The organism is Mycolicibacterium doricum (assembly GCF_010728155.1).
Classification (GTDB): Bacteria; Actinomycetota; Actinomycetes; order Mycobacteriales; family Mycobacteriaceae; genus Mycobacterium; species Mycobacterium doricum.
The window spans coordinates 1373774-1390332 of record NZ_AP022605.1 but is presented as its reverse complement, the minus strand read 5'-3'; the positions used below and the strand labels follow the sequence as shown (position 1 = coordinate 1390332).

Here is a 16559-nt window from a genome sequence, read left to right as displayed (position 1 = left end):
AAATCAACCCCTTTCCGGGCTGGGCGATTCGGAGGTGGTCAGATCGAGGACGGCCAGGTGCGCCAGCGCGTCTTCCTGGTTCACCTTGGCGGCGGCACGGCGGCCGAAGTAGTACACGATCGCACCCAGGAGGAACATCGCCACGGAGATGCCGCCCACCCAGCTCATCCAGGTTCCTTTCGGTACGTCGATCCACGGTTCGGCGAACGAGTAGTAGATTCCCGCGCAGGTCGCCACGCAGCCGATCACCACCACCGTCCACACCGCGGCCGTCCCGCCGGGAATGCGCCAGAAGTCCTCGCTCGCATAGCGGTCGGCGTACTTGCGCCGGGCGATCACCAGTGGGATGAAGAAGAAGAAGCCGGAGATCAACCACACCACGCTCAGGCCGCCCTGCAGGTACACCGTCACGTTGGCCATGCTGCTCTGCGAGTAGAGCGCCACGATAATCAGCGACGACAACGTGCCCTGGACGAGCACTGCGGTGACCGGGTTACGGGTGCGGGGGTTGAGGTGGGTAAAGATCCGCGGCAGGTGGCGCTCCAGACCGGAGACGAAGATGAGCCGCGAGTACGCCACCTGATAGGTCACCAACGCGACGAAGACGATGACCGCCAACAGGACCGCCGCCACCTCCATCAGTCCGGGGAAGCCGGACACGTCCAGGTTGCCGACGACGCCGGTGACCGGGTCGATTTCCTCGGTCGGCAACACCATGATCGTGCCGAGGGTGGTGAGCAGGTAGATGCCGACGAGCGCGGCCGAACCCCACCCGATCATCTTGGTGGCACTACGCTTGACGGACAAAAACTCCGCACCCATGTTGAACGGCGTCTCGACACCGACCAGGTACAGCAGCACCGTGCCGTAGAGGAATCCGGCGGCGGCGAAGTTCGGGACCAGTGCCTCCGAGGCGCTGAACGGCGTGGCCGGCCCGCCGTTACGCAGGGTGAACAGCACCGCACAGACGAAGATCGTCACGGTGAGCGCGCCGTACACAACGAAGGTGGCGTTCATGATCTTCTGGTTGGCCGCGAGTCTGACGAGCGCCACGCCGACGACCGTCCACAGGATGGCCAACTGCAGGACGATCGACAGTGTCAGGCCCAGTTCGGCATGGAGGGCCAGCAGGACCAGCTGCAGCACGATCGCCGGGGAGCTCGCGGCGTTGAGGATGACGGGGACCCAGGACAGGTAGCCGCCCAGGAACGACATCTTCTCGCCCATGGTGCGGTACGCCCAGATGTAGACGCCGCCCTGCCCAGGCCACAGGTTGCCCAGCTCGGCGACCGCAAGAGCGGCAGGGACCAGGAATGTCAGGATACCCAGCACCCACATCGGGATGGCGTTCCAGCCACCGCCGGCCATGATCGATGAGCCGGGGATCCAGCAGATGATGAACACATAGGTGGCGGTGAGGCCGAATGTCCCCAGCACTTTGGGCAGCACCTGCTCAGGGACGAGTTCGGTGGTCATCAGCGCGTCGCGCTGGTTGGGCGGCGGCGTGGCATCGAGTTCCGCGGTCATGGGGCCTCCAGGGTCGGTCAGTGGATGATTTGTCCGTCTTTCATTCGGACGACACGGCTCGCTTCGTCGGCCACCGTGGGGTCGTGTGTGCTCGCGACGACCGTGACGCCCAGCGTCGAACACAGGTCGCGCAGTATCCGCACCACCGTCTCACCCGTGCGGTGGTCGAGGTTGGCTGTCGGCTCGTCGGCGAGGACGAGGGCCGGATTGCTGATCAAGGAGCGCGCGATCGCCGTGCGCTGCTGTTCGCCGCCGGACATCTTGGTCGGCTGATGATCAACACGGTGGCCGAGACCGACGAGCTCGAGCAGCTCGACCGCCCTGGTGCGCAACGCTTTGCGGTCGTACGGTTCGAACATCAGTGGCAGTTCGACGTTCTCGACCGCCGACAGGAAGGGGATCAGATTGTAGCTCTGGAAGATGAACCCGATGGTGTCGTGGCGCAGCGCGGCGAACTGACTTTCGGTAAGGGTGCGGGTGTCGCGGCCGGCGACGGTCACCGACCCCTTCGTGGGCCGGTCCAGCCCGCCGATGATGTTGAGCAGCGTGGACTTTCCGCTACCGCTGGGACCCATCAGGCAGACGAACTCGCCCCGCATCACCGTGAGATCAGCGGCGACCAGCGCCCGTACGACCTCGTCGCCGAGCTTGTGCAGCTTCCACACGTCGGCGATCTCGATGACCGGCGGCTGTGGTGTGACGGCCGTGTCGTGGTCTCGACGTTCTTCGATGGCAGGCATGTCAGCCTCCTGCGGTCAGAGAGCGGATGGGCGGGCGCGATGCGGCCGTCCAGGTGGGAGGGACGCTGGTGGCCAGGGCGGCGACGACGCTGACGACGACGGCCGTCACGGCACCGGCGAGCAGCCCGCTCGTCGCGACCCCGCTGGCGGCCAGGCCGGTGGCAGCGAGAACCGTCCCGGCGGCCGCGGCCAGCGCCGCACCGGCCAGTGCGCCGAGCAACGCCGCGATCAAGGGTTCGACCAGCAGCGCGGCCACCACCGGGAGACGCGGAATCCCGTTGGCGGCGAGGACACCGAGTTCGCGGGTGCGGTGCGCCACGGTGCGCGTGGTGGACACGGCCACCTCGACGACACCTACCAGTAGCACGCTGACGGCGATGAGGACGACGGCGCGGCCGATCTCGTCGGCGTGACCGAGGGACGCGGATTGCTCCCGGATCCCGCCGGACATCCCGAACACGATGACCACCAGGAACGCCCCGGTCGCCGTCGTGACCACGGGCAGGATCAGCTCACGCATGCGACGGCGGGTGGACAGCCACCCATAGGACAGTCCTCGACGGATCACTAGCGTGCCCCCAACAGGTCGACGGGACGTTGCTGCAACAACCGGTGCACGGGTATGAGCGCGCCGACGATCGCCATGGCGGGGATGAACACCGCGACCATGCCAGTGGCCTGCAGCCACGCGGCCAGCGTCGCGATCCCCGGGACCACCAGGGCCACAGCGACTCCCGCGCCGAGGACGCCGACGAGGTATGCGGTGACGAAGATGAGCGCCGACTCGACGAGGAAGAAGTAGAGCACCTCGTCGGCGAGGCCGATACTCGACATGATCCCGAACTCGCGCTTGCGTTCGGCGACGGCGGCCAGGAACGACGACACCGCGATGACGAAGCCCAGCGCCAGTCCGATGGTCGAGATGACGCCGAGCGTCGAGCTGGTCACCTTGCCGGAGAACAGCGCCGAGAACTTTTGCTCGAACGACAGCGGCCCGGTTCCCCCGACGGTGTCGTAGATCAGGCCGTCGCCGTCCGAATCGGGGATCTGTGACGGGTCGGCAGTCGAGGCCAGACCGGTGGCCGCGCTCAACTGTTTCCCTAGGTCGCGGCGATTCTGCTGCCCGGCAGGTGCTTTGACGGTCCACCAGCCGTAGTCGCCGACGATGTCGCGGGCGACGGGGATGGCCACCGTCACCGATTGGCCCGCACCGGCCACGGCGGCGAGTAGGTCGTGGCCGCCGATGTCGACGCGATCACCCTGAGCGATCCCGAGGCGGTCGGCCGCAGCGCCGCCGAACACGGCTTGGCCCAATGGTATCTCGTCGTTTCCACGCAGCGACATCGGATTCCCGCCGACCTCTGTGCGTCCCGACAGTGTCCGGGTGGCGGTCCACCCTGCGGGAACGTCGATCTGCGGGGCGGCGCCGCCTGCGATCAGTGCCTGCGTGACCGGGTCGTACTGCACTCCGGCAGCGGGCACCACCCACAGCTTGGGCTGCCCTGCGTTTTCCGGACTGCGGATTTCGCATCCATTTACGCTGCGAGCTGTGAATTCATGTACTCGATGCGGACCTCGTGCGGTGTCCGATAGCCGAGTGCGGAATGAATTCTGCGTCGATTGTAGAACAATTCGATGTAGCGTGCAATATCTTCCTTCGCCGCCTTCCGGGTCGGGTACACCATGTGGTGGACCCGCTCATTCTTCAAACTCGCGAAAAACGATTCCGCGAGCGCATTATCCCAACATACCCCGGTGCGGCCCACCGATTGCCGCAGCCCGAACTCCTTAAGCGTGGCGGAATACTCGGCAGACATATATTGGGTGCCGCGATCGGAATGCATAATGCAATCTTGCTCCAGCTGGTGGTTGCGGGCCGCCATATCCAGCGCGTCGGTGACCAGCTCAGTGCGCATGTGCTCGGCCATGGCATAGCCGATCACCTCTTTGTTGAAGCAGTCGATGACTGTCGCCACATACAGCCAGCCTTCCACGTCTTTGTAGGTGATGTCGCCGACGCACTTAACCCCGGCTTATCGGCGGTGAAATCGCGGGCCACCAGGTCGGCCACCGCCTGCTCGGGCTTACCGGGATTGTGGTGCGTTTGTACGGTTTCGGTTGCACCGCAACAAGGTTCAGCTCACGCATCAGCTTTCGCACCAACTCTTCCCCGACGTGTTCGCCGGCGCGGACCAACTCGGCGTGGATGCGCCGATACCCATAGGCGCCGTCGAATGAGTCGAACAACGTGGCGATCTTGATCTTGAGTTCCTCCCGGCGCTTCTCGGCCGTACTGGGCGGGCGCGCGGCCCACTCGTAATAGCCGCTCTTGGACACGCCCAGCCAGCGGGTCATCTGGGCGACGGTGGGAGCCTCGGCGACGTGCGCGGCGGCGTGCTCCGCGGCGATGAGCGCGTATTTCTCGCTCACCGCTGCTCCCTCGCGAAGTACGCTGCCGCTTTTTTCAGGAAGGCGAGTTCCATCGCCATTTCCCGGTTCTCTCGTTCCAACTCGCGTAGCCGCGCGCGTTCTGACAATTGCAGCGGCGGCTCGTCCCCGGCGCGCTCCTCTCGGTATTTGCGCACCCAATTGCCGACAGTCGTCTCACTCAGCCCATGTTCACGAGCGACCTTAGCGATAGGCTGTTGCCCCTCCACCACGAGTTTGACGACTTCCTCACGAAACTCTGGAGAGAATTTCTGGTATTTCTTCGCCAATTCCCTTCATTCCTTTCCGGCTCGGACCCTATTTGGTCCGCAGTCCGGAAAGTGGGAGGCACGCCAGCTGCGCGTCACCGAGCACGTCAGTGACCGAATCAGCGCCGGTGATGGCGAAACTCGACGAGACCGTGCGCACCACGGTCACACAGGCGATGGCCAGGGCGATGCCGAGCACCGCCAGCACGAAACGCGCGGGACGGCGGCGAATGTTCGCCAGCGCGAATCGGAGCAGGCACCCGAAGGTGTTCCCCGAGGAGGAAGCGATCAGCGGTGATCGAGCGGACGTGGTTGCGTTGTTGACCTGACTGGTCTCCACAATGAGCGATGGTGGGATCGCGTTGTTTCCCGCACCGCTATCTGCGGTATCGCGGAAGTTAACTCCGGCTGGACGTGGTTACGTCGAGGTGTCGTCGCGACAACGGATTTCGTTGTCGTGATTGGTTGTGGCGCCCGACGCGGCAGGTCAGGAGGCGTCCTGCATGCGCTGCCAGCGCCGCGCGTGCTGTGGTTCGCCAGGGAGTTCGAGCAGTCGTTTGTCCTGACGCACCGTCGACGCGGACATCATCCCGATCGGCAGGCCGTGGTCGGATACCCGAGCGGCCACGAGATCTCGGGGGGCGCCGGTGGCGTTCTGTAGCGGTGTGAAGGCCACCCAGCCGATCAGCCGATCGATGACCTGCGACAGTCTGCCGCCGGGGTCGAGGTGTCCGATCCGACTACGGTGTCCGATCCGACTACAACGCGTACCACCGACGTAGGCCTAAGGCGTGTCGAACAACGGTGGTGTGTGTGTTCGGCGCCGCCCTTCGCGGGTGTCGGTGGTTCGGGCCGCTGAGGCGGTGTGAACGTCGGTTCCCGCGGTTTTTCGGTCCGGTGTCAGCATCGACGTGGTATCCGGCCGAAACCCGGCCACGGAGTCATCGTCCAACCACGACGCTGGGTGGTCGAACCCACCAACGGCTGGATCAACCACTGCCGCCGCCTCGACCGCCACCACGAAACCACGAAACCACGCTCAGAAACCACGCTCACCGCCCACGAAAGCGTCCCCTACCTCAACCAAACCGCCCTACAACTCCGCAGACAAGACCGCAACCGGTTGTTCGACACGCTTTAGACGCAGACATAGGCCTAGACGCAGAGGTGCCCCGGAACTCGCGTTCCGGGGCACTCCTACGACTGGTCGCGGGTCAGGCCTGGCCGACCTCGAACCGGGCGAACCGGGTGACGGTGACGCCGGCCTCGTCGAGCAGCGCCTTGACCGTCTTCTTGCTGTCGGACACCGACGGCTGATCGAGCAGCACGACGTCCTTGTAGAAACCGGTAACCCGGCCCTCGACGATCTTCGGCAGGGCCTGCTCGGGCTTACCCTCGTTGCGGGCCGTCTCCTCGGCGATGCGGCGCTCGTTGGCGACGACGTCCTCGGGCACGTCCTCACGAGTGAGGTACTTGGCCTTGAGCGCAGCGATCTGCAGGGCCACCGCGTGGGCGGCACCCTTGTCCTCACCCGTGTACTCCACCAGCACACCCACTGCGGGCGGCAGGTCAGCGGCACGCTTGTGCAGGTAGGTCTCGACGTTCCCGTCGAAGTAGGCGACGCGGCGCAGTTCGAGCTTCTCGCCGATCTTGGCGCTCAGGTCGGCGATGACCTGCTCGACGGTAGGGGCCGCCTGGCCACCGGGAAGGTGAGCGGCCTTGAGAGCATCGACGTCGGCGGCCTTGGCGGCGGCGGCGGCGGCCACGATCTGATCGGCCACCGACTGGAACTCCGCATTCTTGGCCACGAAGTCGGTCTCGGAGTTCAGCTCGATCAGCGCGCCATCCTTGGCGGCGACCAGTCCCTCGGCGGTCGCGCGCTCAGCGCGCTTGCCGACGTCCTTGGCACCCTTGATGCGCAGCAGTTCGACAGCCTTGTCGAAGTCGCCGTCAGCCTCGACGAGTGCATTCTTCGACGCCATCATCCCGGCACCGGTCAGTTCCCTGAGCCGCTTGACGTCGGCAGCGGTGTAGTTCGCCATGAAAGCCTTCCCTAAGGGTTCTGAGGGGCGGTGGGTTCGGTCTGGATGTCCGCCTCGGGCGTGCCTGGCGCGGCATCGGCCGCGGTCGGCGACGCCGTGGCGCCGGCAAGGAGTTCCTGCTCCCACTCGGCGAGCGGCTCGGCGGTCGGCCCGTCCTGGCCGCCCTCGGGCTTGCTGCCGTTACCGCCACCGGCGCGGGCCTGCAGGCCCTCGGCGACCGCGGAGGCCACGACCTTGGTCAGCAGCGCCGCGGAACGGATCGCGTCGTCGTTGCCCGGGATCGGATAATCGACGACGTCGGGATCGCAGTTGGTGTCGAGGATCGCGATGATCGGGATGTTCAGCTTGCGGGCTTCGGCGACGGCGAGATGCTCCTTGTTGGTGTCGACGACCCAGATGGCCGATGGCACCTTCTGCATGTCCCTGATTCCACCCAGGGACCGCTCGAGCTTGTTCTTCTCGCGCGTCAGCATCAAGATTTCCTTCTTGGTGCGACCCTCGAAGCCACCGGTCTGCTCCATCGCCTCGAGTTCCTTGAGGCGCTGCAGACGCTTGTGCACGGTCGAGAAGTTCGTGAGCATACCGCCCAGCCAGCGCTGGTTCACATAAGGCATGCCGACACGGGTCGCCTCTTCGGCGATGGACTCCTGCGCCTGCTTCTTGGTGCCGACGAACATGACCGAACCGCCGTGCGCGACCGTCTCCTTGACGAACTCGTACGCCTTGTCGATGTAGGTCAGCGTCTGCTGCAGATCGATGATGTAGATGCCGTTGCGGTCGGTGAAGATGAACCGCTTCATCTTGGGATTCCAGCGACGGGTCTGGTGCCCGAAGTGGGTGCCGCTGTCGAGCAGCTGCTTCATGGTTACAACAGCCATGTCGGCCATTCCTTACCTTGTCGGTTGGCGCCCGGCGTCGGGTGACGCTGGGCCCTGGTGACTGCTGGGTGCCGGACCCGTCTTGACGACGGGACCGCCGGCATCCGGTCGACTCTGAGGTCGAGGTGCAGACACGCGAAGTCAGCCCGCTCGATGCGAACTGCAGAGAGGAGTTTACACCGTCGGAACAGGTGCTTAGTCCACAGCGGACGCCTACTCCACAGGGCGGCGGCGAGTCCCTGGCGATTCTCGCAGGGACCGCGTGAAGTGGGCGGATGCGGTTGTTGGCGGTGCTGATCGCGGTGGCTGTCGCGGTGGCGGCTCCGGTGGGTGCCGACGACGGCCGGTTGGATTGGCCGCTGCGACCGCGACCGGCGGTGGTGCGGACCTTCGACGCGCCCACGCCGAACTGGCAGCGCGGACACCGCGGGGTCGACCTGGCCGTCGTGCCCGGGCAGTCGGTGTACGCCGCGCAGGCCGGCACGGTGGTCTTCGCCGGCGAACTGGCCGGGCGGCCGCTGGTGTCGATAGCCCATCCCGGCGGCCTGCGCACCAGCTATGAACCGGTGCGGCCGTCGGTGCAGGCGGGTCAGGCGGTGGCGGCCGGCACGGTCGTCGGCGAGGTGCTGGCCGGCCACGCGGGGTGTGCGGCCGACGCCTGCCTGCACTGGGGGGCGATGTGGGGGCCGGCGTCTCGTGCCGACTACGCCGACCCGCTCGGCCTTTTGAAGTCGACGCCGGTCCGACTGTTTCCGCTTCACCCGTAGCGATCTCGGTGTCGTTGGTCGCGTTCAGCACAACTGCCGACACCGAAACGGCCCACAGTCGGGCCATGGGTCGCGTCCCTTCGCGGAATTGCTGGACTCGCCGTTCGTCCTGCCCGGCACGCATGCTGTTTCGCGCATCAGGCGCCCGCAACCGTCGGTACGTGCTCGACCGGGCCGAAGTCAGGACCTGTTCGACCGCCAGCCGACATAGATCAGTCCGATGCCCAACGCTGCGATGACCAGACCGGCGATTGACCATGTCGTAGTGCCGCTCATCGGACTCCCACCCACGAACCCGAACCCCTGTAGCGAGAACAGCGAACCCGCCAGAGCCACCAGAACGCCGACCGCCACCAGGAGAATAGTTTTCATCAGGCAACACTAGCCACTGACCCTAACCGATCGGCCTGCATCGCATGAGGCGTTGCAGCAGACAATTCGAAGCAGAAGCGTTGCGCCGGTCGCATCCCGGCGGCGACGACGAATGAGTCGACGGTCTGGGTGGCGCGAGCGCTTCGTGGGAAGGCGGGCTATGCGCGGGGATGGGCCTGGTCGTGGACGGCGCGCAGTCGTGCGACGGTGACGTGGGTGTACAGCTGGGTGGTCGCCAGCGTCGAATGACCCAGCAGTTCCTGCACGATCCGCAGGTCCGCGCCGCCTTCGAGCAGATGCGTGGCGGCGCTGTGGCGCAGGCCGTGCGGGCCGATGTCGGGCGCCCCGTCGACCGCGCCGACGGTCTGGTGCACGACGGTGCGGGCCTGGCGCGGGTCTAGGCGGCGCCCGCGGGCGCCGAGCAGCAGCGCCGGCCCCGACTGTGAGGTGACCAGCCCCGGGCGGCCGTCGGTCAGCCAGGTTCGCAGCGCCTGCTCGGCCGGTTCACCGAACGGGACGGCGCGCTGTTTGTCGCCCTTGCCGAGTACGCGAAGCAGCCGGCGGGAGGTGTCGACGTCGTCGACGTCCAGGCCACACAGTTCGCTGACGCGGATGCCGGTCGCGTAGAGCATCTCCACGATCAGCCGGTCCCGCAGGGCCAGCGGATCTCCTTGCTGGGCACCGAGGTTGGCGGCGTCGAGTGCGTCGCGCGCCTGGTCTTGGCGCAGCACCGCGGGCAGCGACCGTCGTGCTTTCGGCATCTGCAACCGGGCGGCCGGGTCGCTCCCCATCAGCCCGCGGCGAACGGCCCACGTGGTGAACGTCTTCACCGCTGACGTCCGCCGCGCCAGCGTCGTGCGCGCGGTTCCGTCCGCCGCCTGCGCGGAAAGCCAGGCGCGCAGCACGGGCAGGGTCAGCGATGAGAGCTCGGCACCGGGGGCACGGGCATCGAGGAACGCGAACAGCGAGCGCAGATCGCCCAGGTAGGCGCGTCGGGTGTGGTCGGAGCGGCCCCGCTCCAGCGCGAGGTACTGGTCGAACGCGGCGAGAACGGACTCCACGCCCCTACCGTGGCAGAGCCGCCGCGGGTGTCCAGCCGACGCGCCGCAACGTGTCCGGGGTGAGATCGGCCAGCGTCGGATAGCCGTCGACGGCCATGGTGAGGTCGGCCTCGGCGAGCAGCGAGCGCAGCACGTGGACGACGCCGTCGACGCCGCCGAGCGCCAGCCCGTAGGCGTACGGCCGCCCGATCCCCACGGCGGTGGCGCCGAGCGCGAGCGCCTTGACGATGTCGGAGCCGCTGCGGATACCGGAGTCGAACAGCACCGGCAGGCCGTCGGCGGCCTCGACGACCCCCGGCAGACAGTCGATCGCGGGCAGGCCGCCGTTCGCCTGGCGGCCGCCGTGGTTGGAGCAGTAGATGCCGTCGACGCCTTCGTCTTTGGCGCGCCGGGCGTCCTCGGGGTGGCAGATGCCCTTGACGATCAGGGGCAGCTTCGTCAGCGATCGCAGCCAGGGCAGGTCTTCCCAGGTAAGCGGATTGCCGAACAGCGACACCCATTTGACCACCACGGCTTGCGGGTTCTCCTCAGGGGGCTGCGCCAACCCCGCCCGAAAGACCGGGTCACTGGTGTAGTTGGCCAGGCAGCGCCCGCGCAGCTGGGGGAAGTTCGACGTCGACAGGTCGCGGGGCCGCCAGCCCGGCACCCAGGTGTCGAGGGTGACGATGATCCCCTTGTAGCCGGCGGCCTCGGCGCGTTGCACCAGGCTGGCGGCCAGCTGGCGGTCGGTCGGGGTGTACAGCTGGAAGAAACCCGGGGTGTCACCGAATTCCGCGGCGACGTCTTCGAGTGGGTCCTCGGTCAGCGTCGACACCACCATCGGCACTCCGGTGCGCGCAGCGGCTCGGGCGGTGGCGAGGTCACCGTGCCCGTCCTGTGCGCAGATACCGATGACGCCGATAGGCGCCATGAACACCGGTGCGGCAAGGCCCAGGCCGAAGAGCTCGACCGACAAGTCGCGTTCCCGGGTGGCGCGGAACATCCGCGGTATCAGGCCCCAGTTGTCGAAGGCGCTGCGGTTGACCCGCTGCGTGCGCTCGTCGCCCGCCCCGCCCGCGACGTAGGAGTACACCGACGGCGGCATCGCGGACTGCGCCTTGGTCTCCCAGTCCGCGAACGTCATCGGCAGGTTCGGCACGATGCCGGACAGCCCCTGCAGGTAGATCTCCAGTTGGTAGTCGCCGAATGCCATGTCGGTCAGCGTGCCAGTCCCGGGCTTCGGATGCGGCGCAGACTCGCGTGTCTCAGCCCGCGGCTTCTGCCTTGGCCAGTTCGGCCTTCCACTGGCGGAAGGTCTCCTCGGTGCGGCCGCGGCGCCAGTAACCCGAGATCGACGACGCCCACGTGGCCTCGACGCCGCGTTCCTTGAAAATGTAGGGCCGCAGGTTGTGCATGACGGCCTGGGCCTCGCCGTGGATGAACACCTGCACCTGCCCGGGCAGCCACGCCGCCTCCTTGACCGCCGAGATGAGCGGGGCGTGGTCACCGGCGGCCTCCTCGGGGACCAGGTCGGCGCGTCCGCCGCGGTAGATCCAGCTGATGGACACCCCCTCCGGCGCGGACAGCGGAATCTCGTCGTCCGGGCCCGCGACCTCGATGAACACCCGGCCGACGGCATCGGCGGGCAGCGCCTCGAGCGCGGCGCTGATCGCGGGGAGCGCGGACTCGTCGCCGGCGAGCAGATGCCAGTCGGCCGCCGGGTCGGGACTGTAGGCACCGCTCGGGCCCATCAGGTAGGCCGGTTGGCCGGGCTGCGCCGACGCGGCCCACGGACCGGCGACACCGTGGTCGCCGTGGACGACGAAGTCGATGGTCACCTCGCCACGCTCCTGGTCGACCTTGCGCACGGTGTAAGTCCGCACCACCGGCTGCTTCGCCGGGGGCAGCTCCTGGAAGCTGTCGAGCGTCAGCGGCGTCCGCAGCGCGGACACGTCGACGCCATCCGGCACGATCACGAGCTTGACGTAGGCATCGGCGAACTCGTTGGGCTTGAAGGTGTCGAAGCCGGAACTCGCTCCGTTCCCACCGAGCACCACACGGACCATGTGCGGTGCCAGCTGCTCCGTGCGCACCACTTCGAACGTGTGCACCGGTCGTCCCGCCACGACTGCCTCCAAACTTTCGACTGACCCTCACCCCGACGATACGAGCGCGGCCGGCCACGCAGTGACCTACCGCTTTCTGGCGATGCTCCATCGGCCGCTCTCTCGTACCACCAAGCCTGCCACCTCCAGCATGGCCAGCGGTCCCACGACCTGTTGAGCGGGGATGCCCGCGGCGATCGCCACCTCGTCTGCGTTGCGCGCACCTCGCTTCGGCAGGGCGTCGTAGACTCGGCGCTCGGTATCGGTGAGCCCGTCGAGCGGTGACGAGGGACCGACCTCTACCGGCGCGAGCTCTCCGATGCGCCCCACCAACTCGACGACCTCGTCGGCGCGGGTCACCAACATGGCGTCGCCCTCGCGCAGCAGCCGGTGACACCCCACTGACGCTCCCGACGTGACCGGCCCCGGCACGGCGCACACGTTGCGGCCGAGAGCCCGGGCCCATGCCGCGGTGTTGGCCGCACCGCTTCGGGCTCCGGCCTCGACGACGACGGTCGCCCCGGACAACGCCGCGACGAGCCGGTTGCGGGTCAGGAAGCGGGTGCGGGTCGGTCGGGCACCCGGCGGGTACTCGCTGAGCACCAGCCCGTCGGCGCGGATCCTGCTGAGCAGCCCGGCGTGGCCCACCGGATACGGCACGTCCACGCCGCCGGCGACCACGGCGACGGTGACCCCGTCGCCGGCGAGCGTCGCCCGGTGCGCGGTACCGTCGATACCGAAGGCACCACCCGACACCACCGCGACATCGCGCAACGCCAACCCCGCGGCCAGATCCGCCGCCACATGCTCGCCGTAGGCGGTGGCTGCCCGGGTTCCGACGATCGCCGCCGCCCGGGTCACGACCTCGGCCACACCGACCGGCCCGACCGCCCACAGCACGAGCGGCGCATGTCCTTGCGGGCGCGTGCCGTGGTCGATGCCGTCGAACTTCATGAAGTCGAGCAGCGGCCATTCGTCGTCGAAGGCGGTCACCAACCGCCCACCCATACGGGCCAGTACGTCGAGATCGGCTTTGACGCAGTCCTGTTCGCGACGGGCCGCGGTTTTCTGCTTCAACGGTTCCCGCACATCTCCCCGGCGCACCTTCTCAGCCGCCTCGACCGGCCCGAGGTCCGCCACCAGGTTCGCGAGTTCCGGACACGGGGGCTCGGCGACCCGCGACAGATACGCCCACGCACGCTCGACGCCGGTGCTCATCGCAGACCCTCCACCGCCCGGAAGCTCAGCGCCACGCCGATGTCGTCCTTGGTCGGCGACGATCTCCCGGCCAGATCCGCCAGCGTCCACGCGACGCGCATCGAGCGGTCGACGCCGCGGATGCTGATCACGCCCCGTTCGAGCGCGGTCTTCAGGGGCGCCATGGCGTCGGCGCCGAGACGGAACCGCCTGCGCAACAATGGTCCGCTCACTTCGGCGTTGGTGCGGACACCGAACGGCCGCCACCGCTGCTCGGCCGCTGCCCGGGCCGCCGCGACACGTTCGCGCACGACGGCCGTCGACTCCCCCGCCTCGGGAGTGAACGCGCCGGCCTTCACCGGATGCATCTCCACCCGCAGGTCGACCCGGTCGAGCAGCGGACCCGACAGCTTGCCGAGGTAGCGACGCTTGACGCCGCCGGCACAGATACAGTCCTTGGGGTCGGTGCGCGCGCACGGGCACGGGTTCGCCGCCAGAACCAACTGGAATCGCGCGGGGTACCGGGCGACCCCGTCGCGGCGGGCGATGCGGATCTCCCCGTCCTCCAGCGGGGTTCGTAACGCCTCCAATGCGCTGACCCGCAGTTCGGCGCATTCGTCGAGAAACAGCACACCCCGGTGTGCGCGGCTGACCGCACCGGGACGCGCGATCCCGGTGCCCCCGCCGACCAGCGCGGCGACAGTGGAGGTCTGGTGCGGCGCCACGAACGGCGGCCGGGAGATGAGCGGCGCCTCGCCGGTCAGCAGACCCGCCACCGAGTGGATCGCGGTCACCTCGAGCGACTCCTGTTCCGACAGCGGGGGCAACAGCCCGGGGAGGCGTTGCGCCAGCATCGTTTTGCCCACGCCCGGTGGTCCGGTGAGCATGAGGTGGTGCGCGCCCGCGGCGGCCACCTCGACGGCGAAGCGCGCATGCACCTGGCCGATGACGTCGGCGAGGTCGGCGGTCTCGTCCACCGGGGCCGGCGGCGCGGCGATCCGAGTTTCCAGGTTGGCCTTACCGGCCAGCCATCCGTGCAGCTGCCCGAGGGTGCGTACACCCCACACGTCGATACCGTCGACCAGGCTCGCCTCAGCGAGGTTCTCACACGGGACCACGACGGTCGGCCAGCCTTCCCGCTTGGCGGCCAGCACCGCCGGCAGCACCCCTTTGACCGGCCGCACCCGGCCGTCGAGCGCCAATTCACCCAACAGCACGGTCTTTTCGAGCCGTGCCCACTCCTTCTTGCCGTGGGCGCACATCACCGCGGCGGCCAGCGCCAGGTCGTAGACCGACCCCATCTTCGGCAGCGTCGCGGGCGAGAGCGCCAGCGTCAGCCGCGCCATCGGCCACTCGGCGCCGCAGTTGGTGATCGCCGCCCGTACCCGATCACGCGACTCCTGCAGCGCCGCATCGGGCAACCCCACCAGATGCACCCCCGGCAGCCCAGAGGTGATGTGCGCCTCGATCTCGACCATCAGTCCGTCCAGCCCGAGCACCGCCACGGAGAACGCACGCCCCAGCGCCATCACGCCACCCCCGCCAGATGGGTGATCTCCGGGGTGGGCTGCCGACCGATGCGCACCCCGACGACGTCGATGCGCACCGCGGCCCAGTGCTGGTCCTGACCGGCCAGCCACAACCCGGCCAGCCGGCGCAGCCGCCGCACTTTCTGCGGCGTCACCGCCTGCGCCACCCCGCCGAACCCGTCGCCCGTACGGGTCTTGACTTCCACGAACACCACCGCCCGCGCGGCCGTGTCCACGGCGATCACGTCGATCTCACCGTATCGGCAACGCCAGTTACGTTGCAGCACAAGCATCCCCAGCGAGCGCAGATGTTCAACCGCCAGATCTTCCCCCAGCGCGCCGATCGCCGCGCGTGTCCATGAAGTCATGACCGAAGGCTGCGCGACCTCACCGACACCGCAGGCACCGCACGACAGCGTTGTCCCCACACACCGATCCATCCACAGGCCGGGCGGGCGTTGTTCAGCCGGCGCGTTCCCCGATGGTGACCGTCATCTGCTGCCGGGACCCTCCACGCTGCACGGACATCGGCACCTGGGCTCCGGGGCGCGTGCGACGCAGCGCGCTCAAGAGGTCCTCCACACTGCGCACCGCGTTCCCGTCCAGCTCGGTGATCACGTCGCCGGGGCGCACCCCGGCGGCCGCGGCGGGCGACCCGCGGTCCACTCCGGTGACCAGCGCTCCTTCTTCGACCTCCACTCCGAGGCCGCGCCGAACCGCCGGCGTCAACTGCGTGATCGACACCCCGAGGTACGGATGTGCCGCGCTGCCGTTCGTGAGCAACTGGTCGGCGACGTCGAGGGCGGTGGCGGACGGAATCGCGAAACCGAGCGACACGGCGCCCACGGCCGGCGGGATGTACGCCTCGTTGATCCCCACCACGCGACCCTCGGCGTCCAGCAGCGCTCCCCCGGAGTTGCCCGGTGATATCGGCGCATCGGTCTGGATGAGGTCGACCAGCGACGAACTCTGTGCCGCCGAGCCGGGGATGTCGCGGTGCAGCCCGGAGATCACTCCGGCTGTCACCGAGTTCTGGAAACCGAGCGGGCTGCCGATCGCCACCGCCAACTCCCCGGGCCTCGGTAGCTCGACGCGGTATTCCGGCACCGGCAGTCCGGTTCTGGAGCTGCGGACGACGGCCAGGTCGGTGACCGCATCGGAGGCGAGGACGACACCATCGGCCTGCTCGCCGTCGGCGAATTCCAGCACGACGTCCCGCGCGGTTCCGACCACATGAGCATTGGTGACGATGACATCGGGTCGCAGCACCACACCGCTGCCCACGCCGTTGGCGAGCCGCACGGTGACCACGCTGGGACCGAGCCGCTCGACGACGTCGGCGAACCCCACCGCCGCCACATCCGACGCCCCAGATGTCTGGCTGGGCGCGGGGGGCGCCGGTGACTGCGCACTGTTCTGCGGGGTCCCGGAACCGCAGGCCGACAGGAACCCGACGACCGCGGCGATCCCGCATGCGATGAACGTCTGCCGTGTAGCCACGTCTCCCCCTTGATGCGATGACCAGCTGCCCGTTCACAAAATACGCGTTCAGGCGGCGAATTCCTGCTCATCGTCGCCGCGATCGGGATCGCTCGCCTTCGGCGGCGGTGTGACGGTGCAGCCGGGCCGGCTCGCGACGGATGGGTGCCCCGTACCGCCGCGGTAA

The 16559-nt window shown here is 68.1% G+C and carries 15 protein-coding genes and 3 pseudogenes; 1 reads left to right on the top strand and 17 read right to left on the bottom strand.

Translation table 11 applies throughout. The annotated features are described in order from the left end of the window. Positions 1-3: 3 nt before the first annotated feature. The 9 genes and pseudogenes from G6N07_RS06905 to rpsB all read right to left on the bottom strand — a co-directional run bounded on the left by G6N07_RS06905 (position 4) and on the right by rpsB (position 7883). Positions 4-1527 (bottom strand): APC family permease, encoded by a 1524-nt coding sequence (locus G6N07_RS06905; protein ID WP_085191127.1) that lies wholly within the window; start codon positions 1525-1527, stop codon positions 4-6. 17 nt (positions 1528-1544) lie between these two features. Continuing rightward, on the bottom strand, positions 1545-2267 hold the full coding sequence (locus G6N07_RS06900; RefSeq protein WP_085191129.1) for an ABC transporter ATP-binding protein: 723 nt from the start codon (positions 2265-2267) through the stop codon (positions 1545-1547). A gap of 1 nt (position 2268) precedes the next feature. Further along, positions 2269-2835 (bottom strand): FtsX-like permease family protein, encoded by a 567-nt coding sequence (locus G6N07_RS06895; protein WP_163784132.1) that lies wholly within the window; start codon positions 2833-2835, stop codon positions 2269-2271. Next, positions 2835-3770: pseudogene (locus G6N07_RS06890) on the bottom strand (ABC transporter permease); the annotation flags it as partial. The gene G6N07_RS06895 and the pseudogene G6N07_RS06890, both read right to left, overlap by 1 nt. Before the next feature lie 32 nt (positions 3771-3802). Further along, positions 3803-4984 (bottom strand): annotated as a pseudogene (locus tag G6N07_RS06885) (IS3 family transposase). Between the two features lie 40 nt (positions 4985-5024). Further along, a pseudogene (locus G6N07_RS06880) lies at positions 5025-5303 on the bottom strand (ABC transporter permease); the annotation flags it as partial. 147 nt (positions 5304-5450) lie between these two features. Then, positions 5451-5639 carry a hypothetical protein gene (locus tag G6N07_RS06875; protein ID WP_085192785.1) on the bottom strand — a complete coding sequence of 63 codons (189 nt, stop codon included), beginning with the start codon at positions 5637-5639 and terminating at the stop codon, positions 5451-5453. 538 nt (positions 5640-6177) lie between these two features. Beyond that, positions 6178-7005 (bottom strand): translation elongation factor Ts, encoded by an 828-nt coding sequence (gene tsf / locus G6N07_RS06865; RefSeq protein WP_085192784.1) that lies wholly within the window; start codon positions 7003-7005, stop codon positions 6178-6180. A gap of 11 nt (positions 7006-7016) precedes the next feature. After that, positions 7017-7883, bottom strand: coding sequence for a 30S ribosomal protein S2 (rpsB, locus tag G6N07_RS06860; protein ID WP_163784129.1), 867 nt, complete (start codon positions 7881-7883; stop codon positions 7017-7019). Positions 7884-8158: 275 nt separating this feature from the next. On the opposite strand from rpsB, the gene G6N07_RS06855 reads away from it, so the two are divergent. Beyond that, positions 8159-8650: a M23 family metallopeptidase gene (locus tag G6N07_RS06855; protein WP_085192783.1), complete on the top strand. Its 492-nt coding sequence runs from the start codon at positions 8159-8161 to the stop codon at positions 8648-8650. Between the two features lie 180 nt (positions 8651-8830). Here the strand turns inward: G6N07_RS06855 and G6N07_RS06850 are convergent, their stop codons facing one another. The 8 genes from G6N07_RS06850 to G6N07_RS06815 form a co-directional block, all read right to left on the bottom strand. Further along, positions 8831-9022, bottom strand: a complete 192-nt coding sequence (locus G6N07_RS06850; protein ID WP_085192782.1) for a hypothetical protein — start codon at positions 9020-9022, stop codon at positions 8831-8833. A gap of 158 nt (positions 9023-9180) precedes the next feature. Next, positions 9181-10083: a tyrosine recombinase XerC gene (locus G6N07_RS06845; RefSeq protein WP_085192781.1), complete on the bottom strand. Its 903-nt coding sequence runs from the start codon at positions 10081-10083 to the stop codon at positions 9181-9183. 4 nt (positions 10084-10087) lie between these two features. Beyond that, positions 10088-11275: a lactate 2-monooxygenase gene (locus tag G6N07_RS06840; RefSeq protein ID WP_085192780.1), complete on the bottom strand. Its 1188-nt coding sequence runs from the start codon at positions 11273-11275 to the stop codon at positions 10088-10090. Between the two features lie 52 nt (positions 11276-11327). Then, positions 11328-12188, bottom strand: a complete 861-nt coding sequence (locus G6N07_RS06835; protein ID WP_085192779.1) for a siderophore-interacting protein — start codon at positions 12186-12188, stop codon at positions 11328-11330. A 66-nt stretch (positions 12189-12254) separates the two neighbouring features. Continuing rightward, positions 12255-13385, bottom strand: a complete 1131-nt coding sequence (dprA, locus tag G6N07_RS06830) for a DNA-processing protein DprA (RefSeq protein ID WP_085192778.1) — start codon at positions 13383-13385, stop codon at positions 12255-12257. After that, positions 13382-14893 (bottom strand): YifB family Mg chelatase-like AAA ATPase, encoded by a 1512-nt coding sequence (locus G6N07_RS06825; RefSeq protein WP_085192777.1) that lies wholly within the window; start codon positions 14891-14893, stop codon positions 13382-13384. The genes dprA and G6N07_RS06825 overlap by 4 nt, the downstream gene beginning before the upstream one ends. Continuing rightward, positions 14893-15261 carry a YraN family protein gene (locus tag G6N07_RS06820; protein ID WP_085192787.1) on the bottom strand — a complete coding sequence of 123 codons (369 nt, stop codon included), beginning with the start codon at positions 15259-15261 and terminating at the stop codon, positions 14893-14895. The genes G6N07_RS06825 and G6N07_RS06820 overlap by 1 nt, the downstream gene beginning before the upstream one ends. Before the next feature lie 94 nt (positions 15262-15355). Next, positions 15356-16393, bottom strand: coding sequence for a S1C family serine protease (locus G6N07_RS06815; protein WP_197913018.1), 1038 nt, complete (start codon positions 16391-16393; stop codon positions 15356-15358). Between the last annotated feature and the right edge of the window lie 166 nt (positions 16394-16559).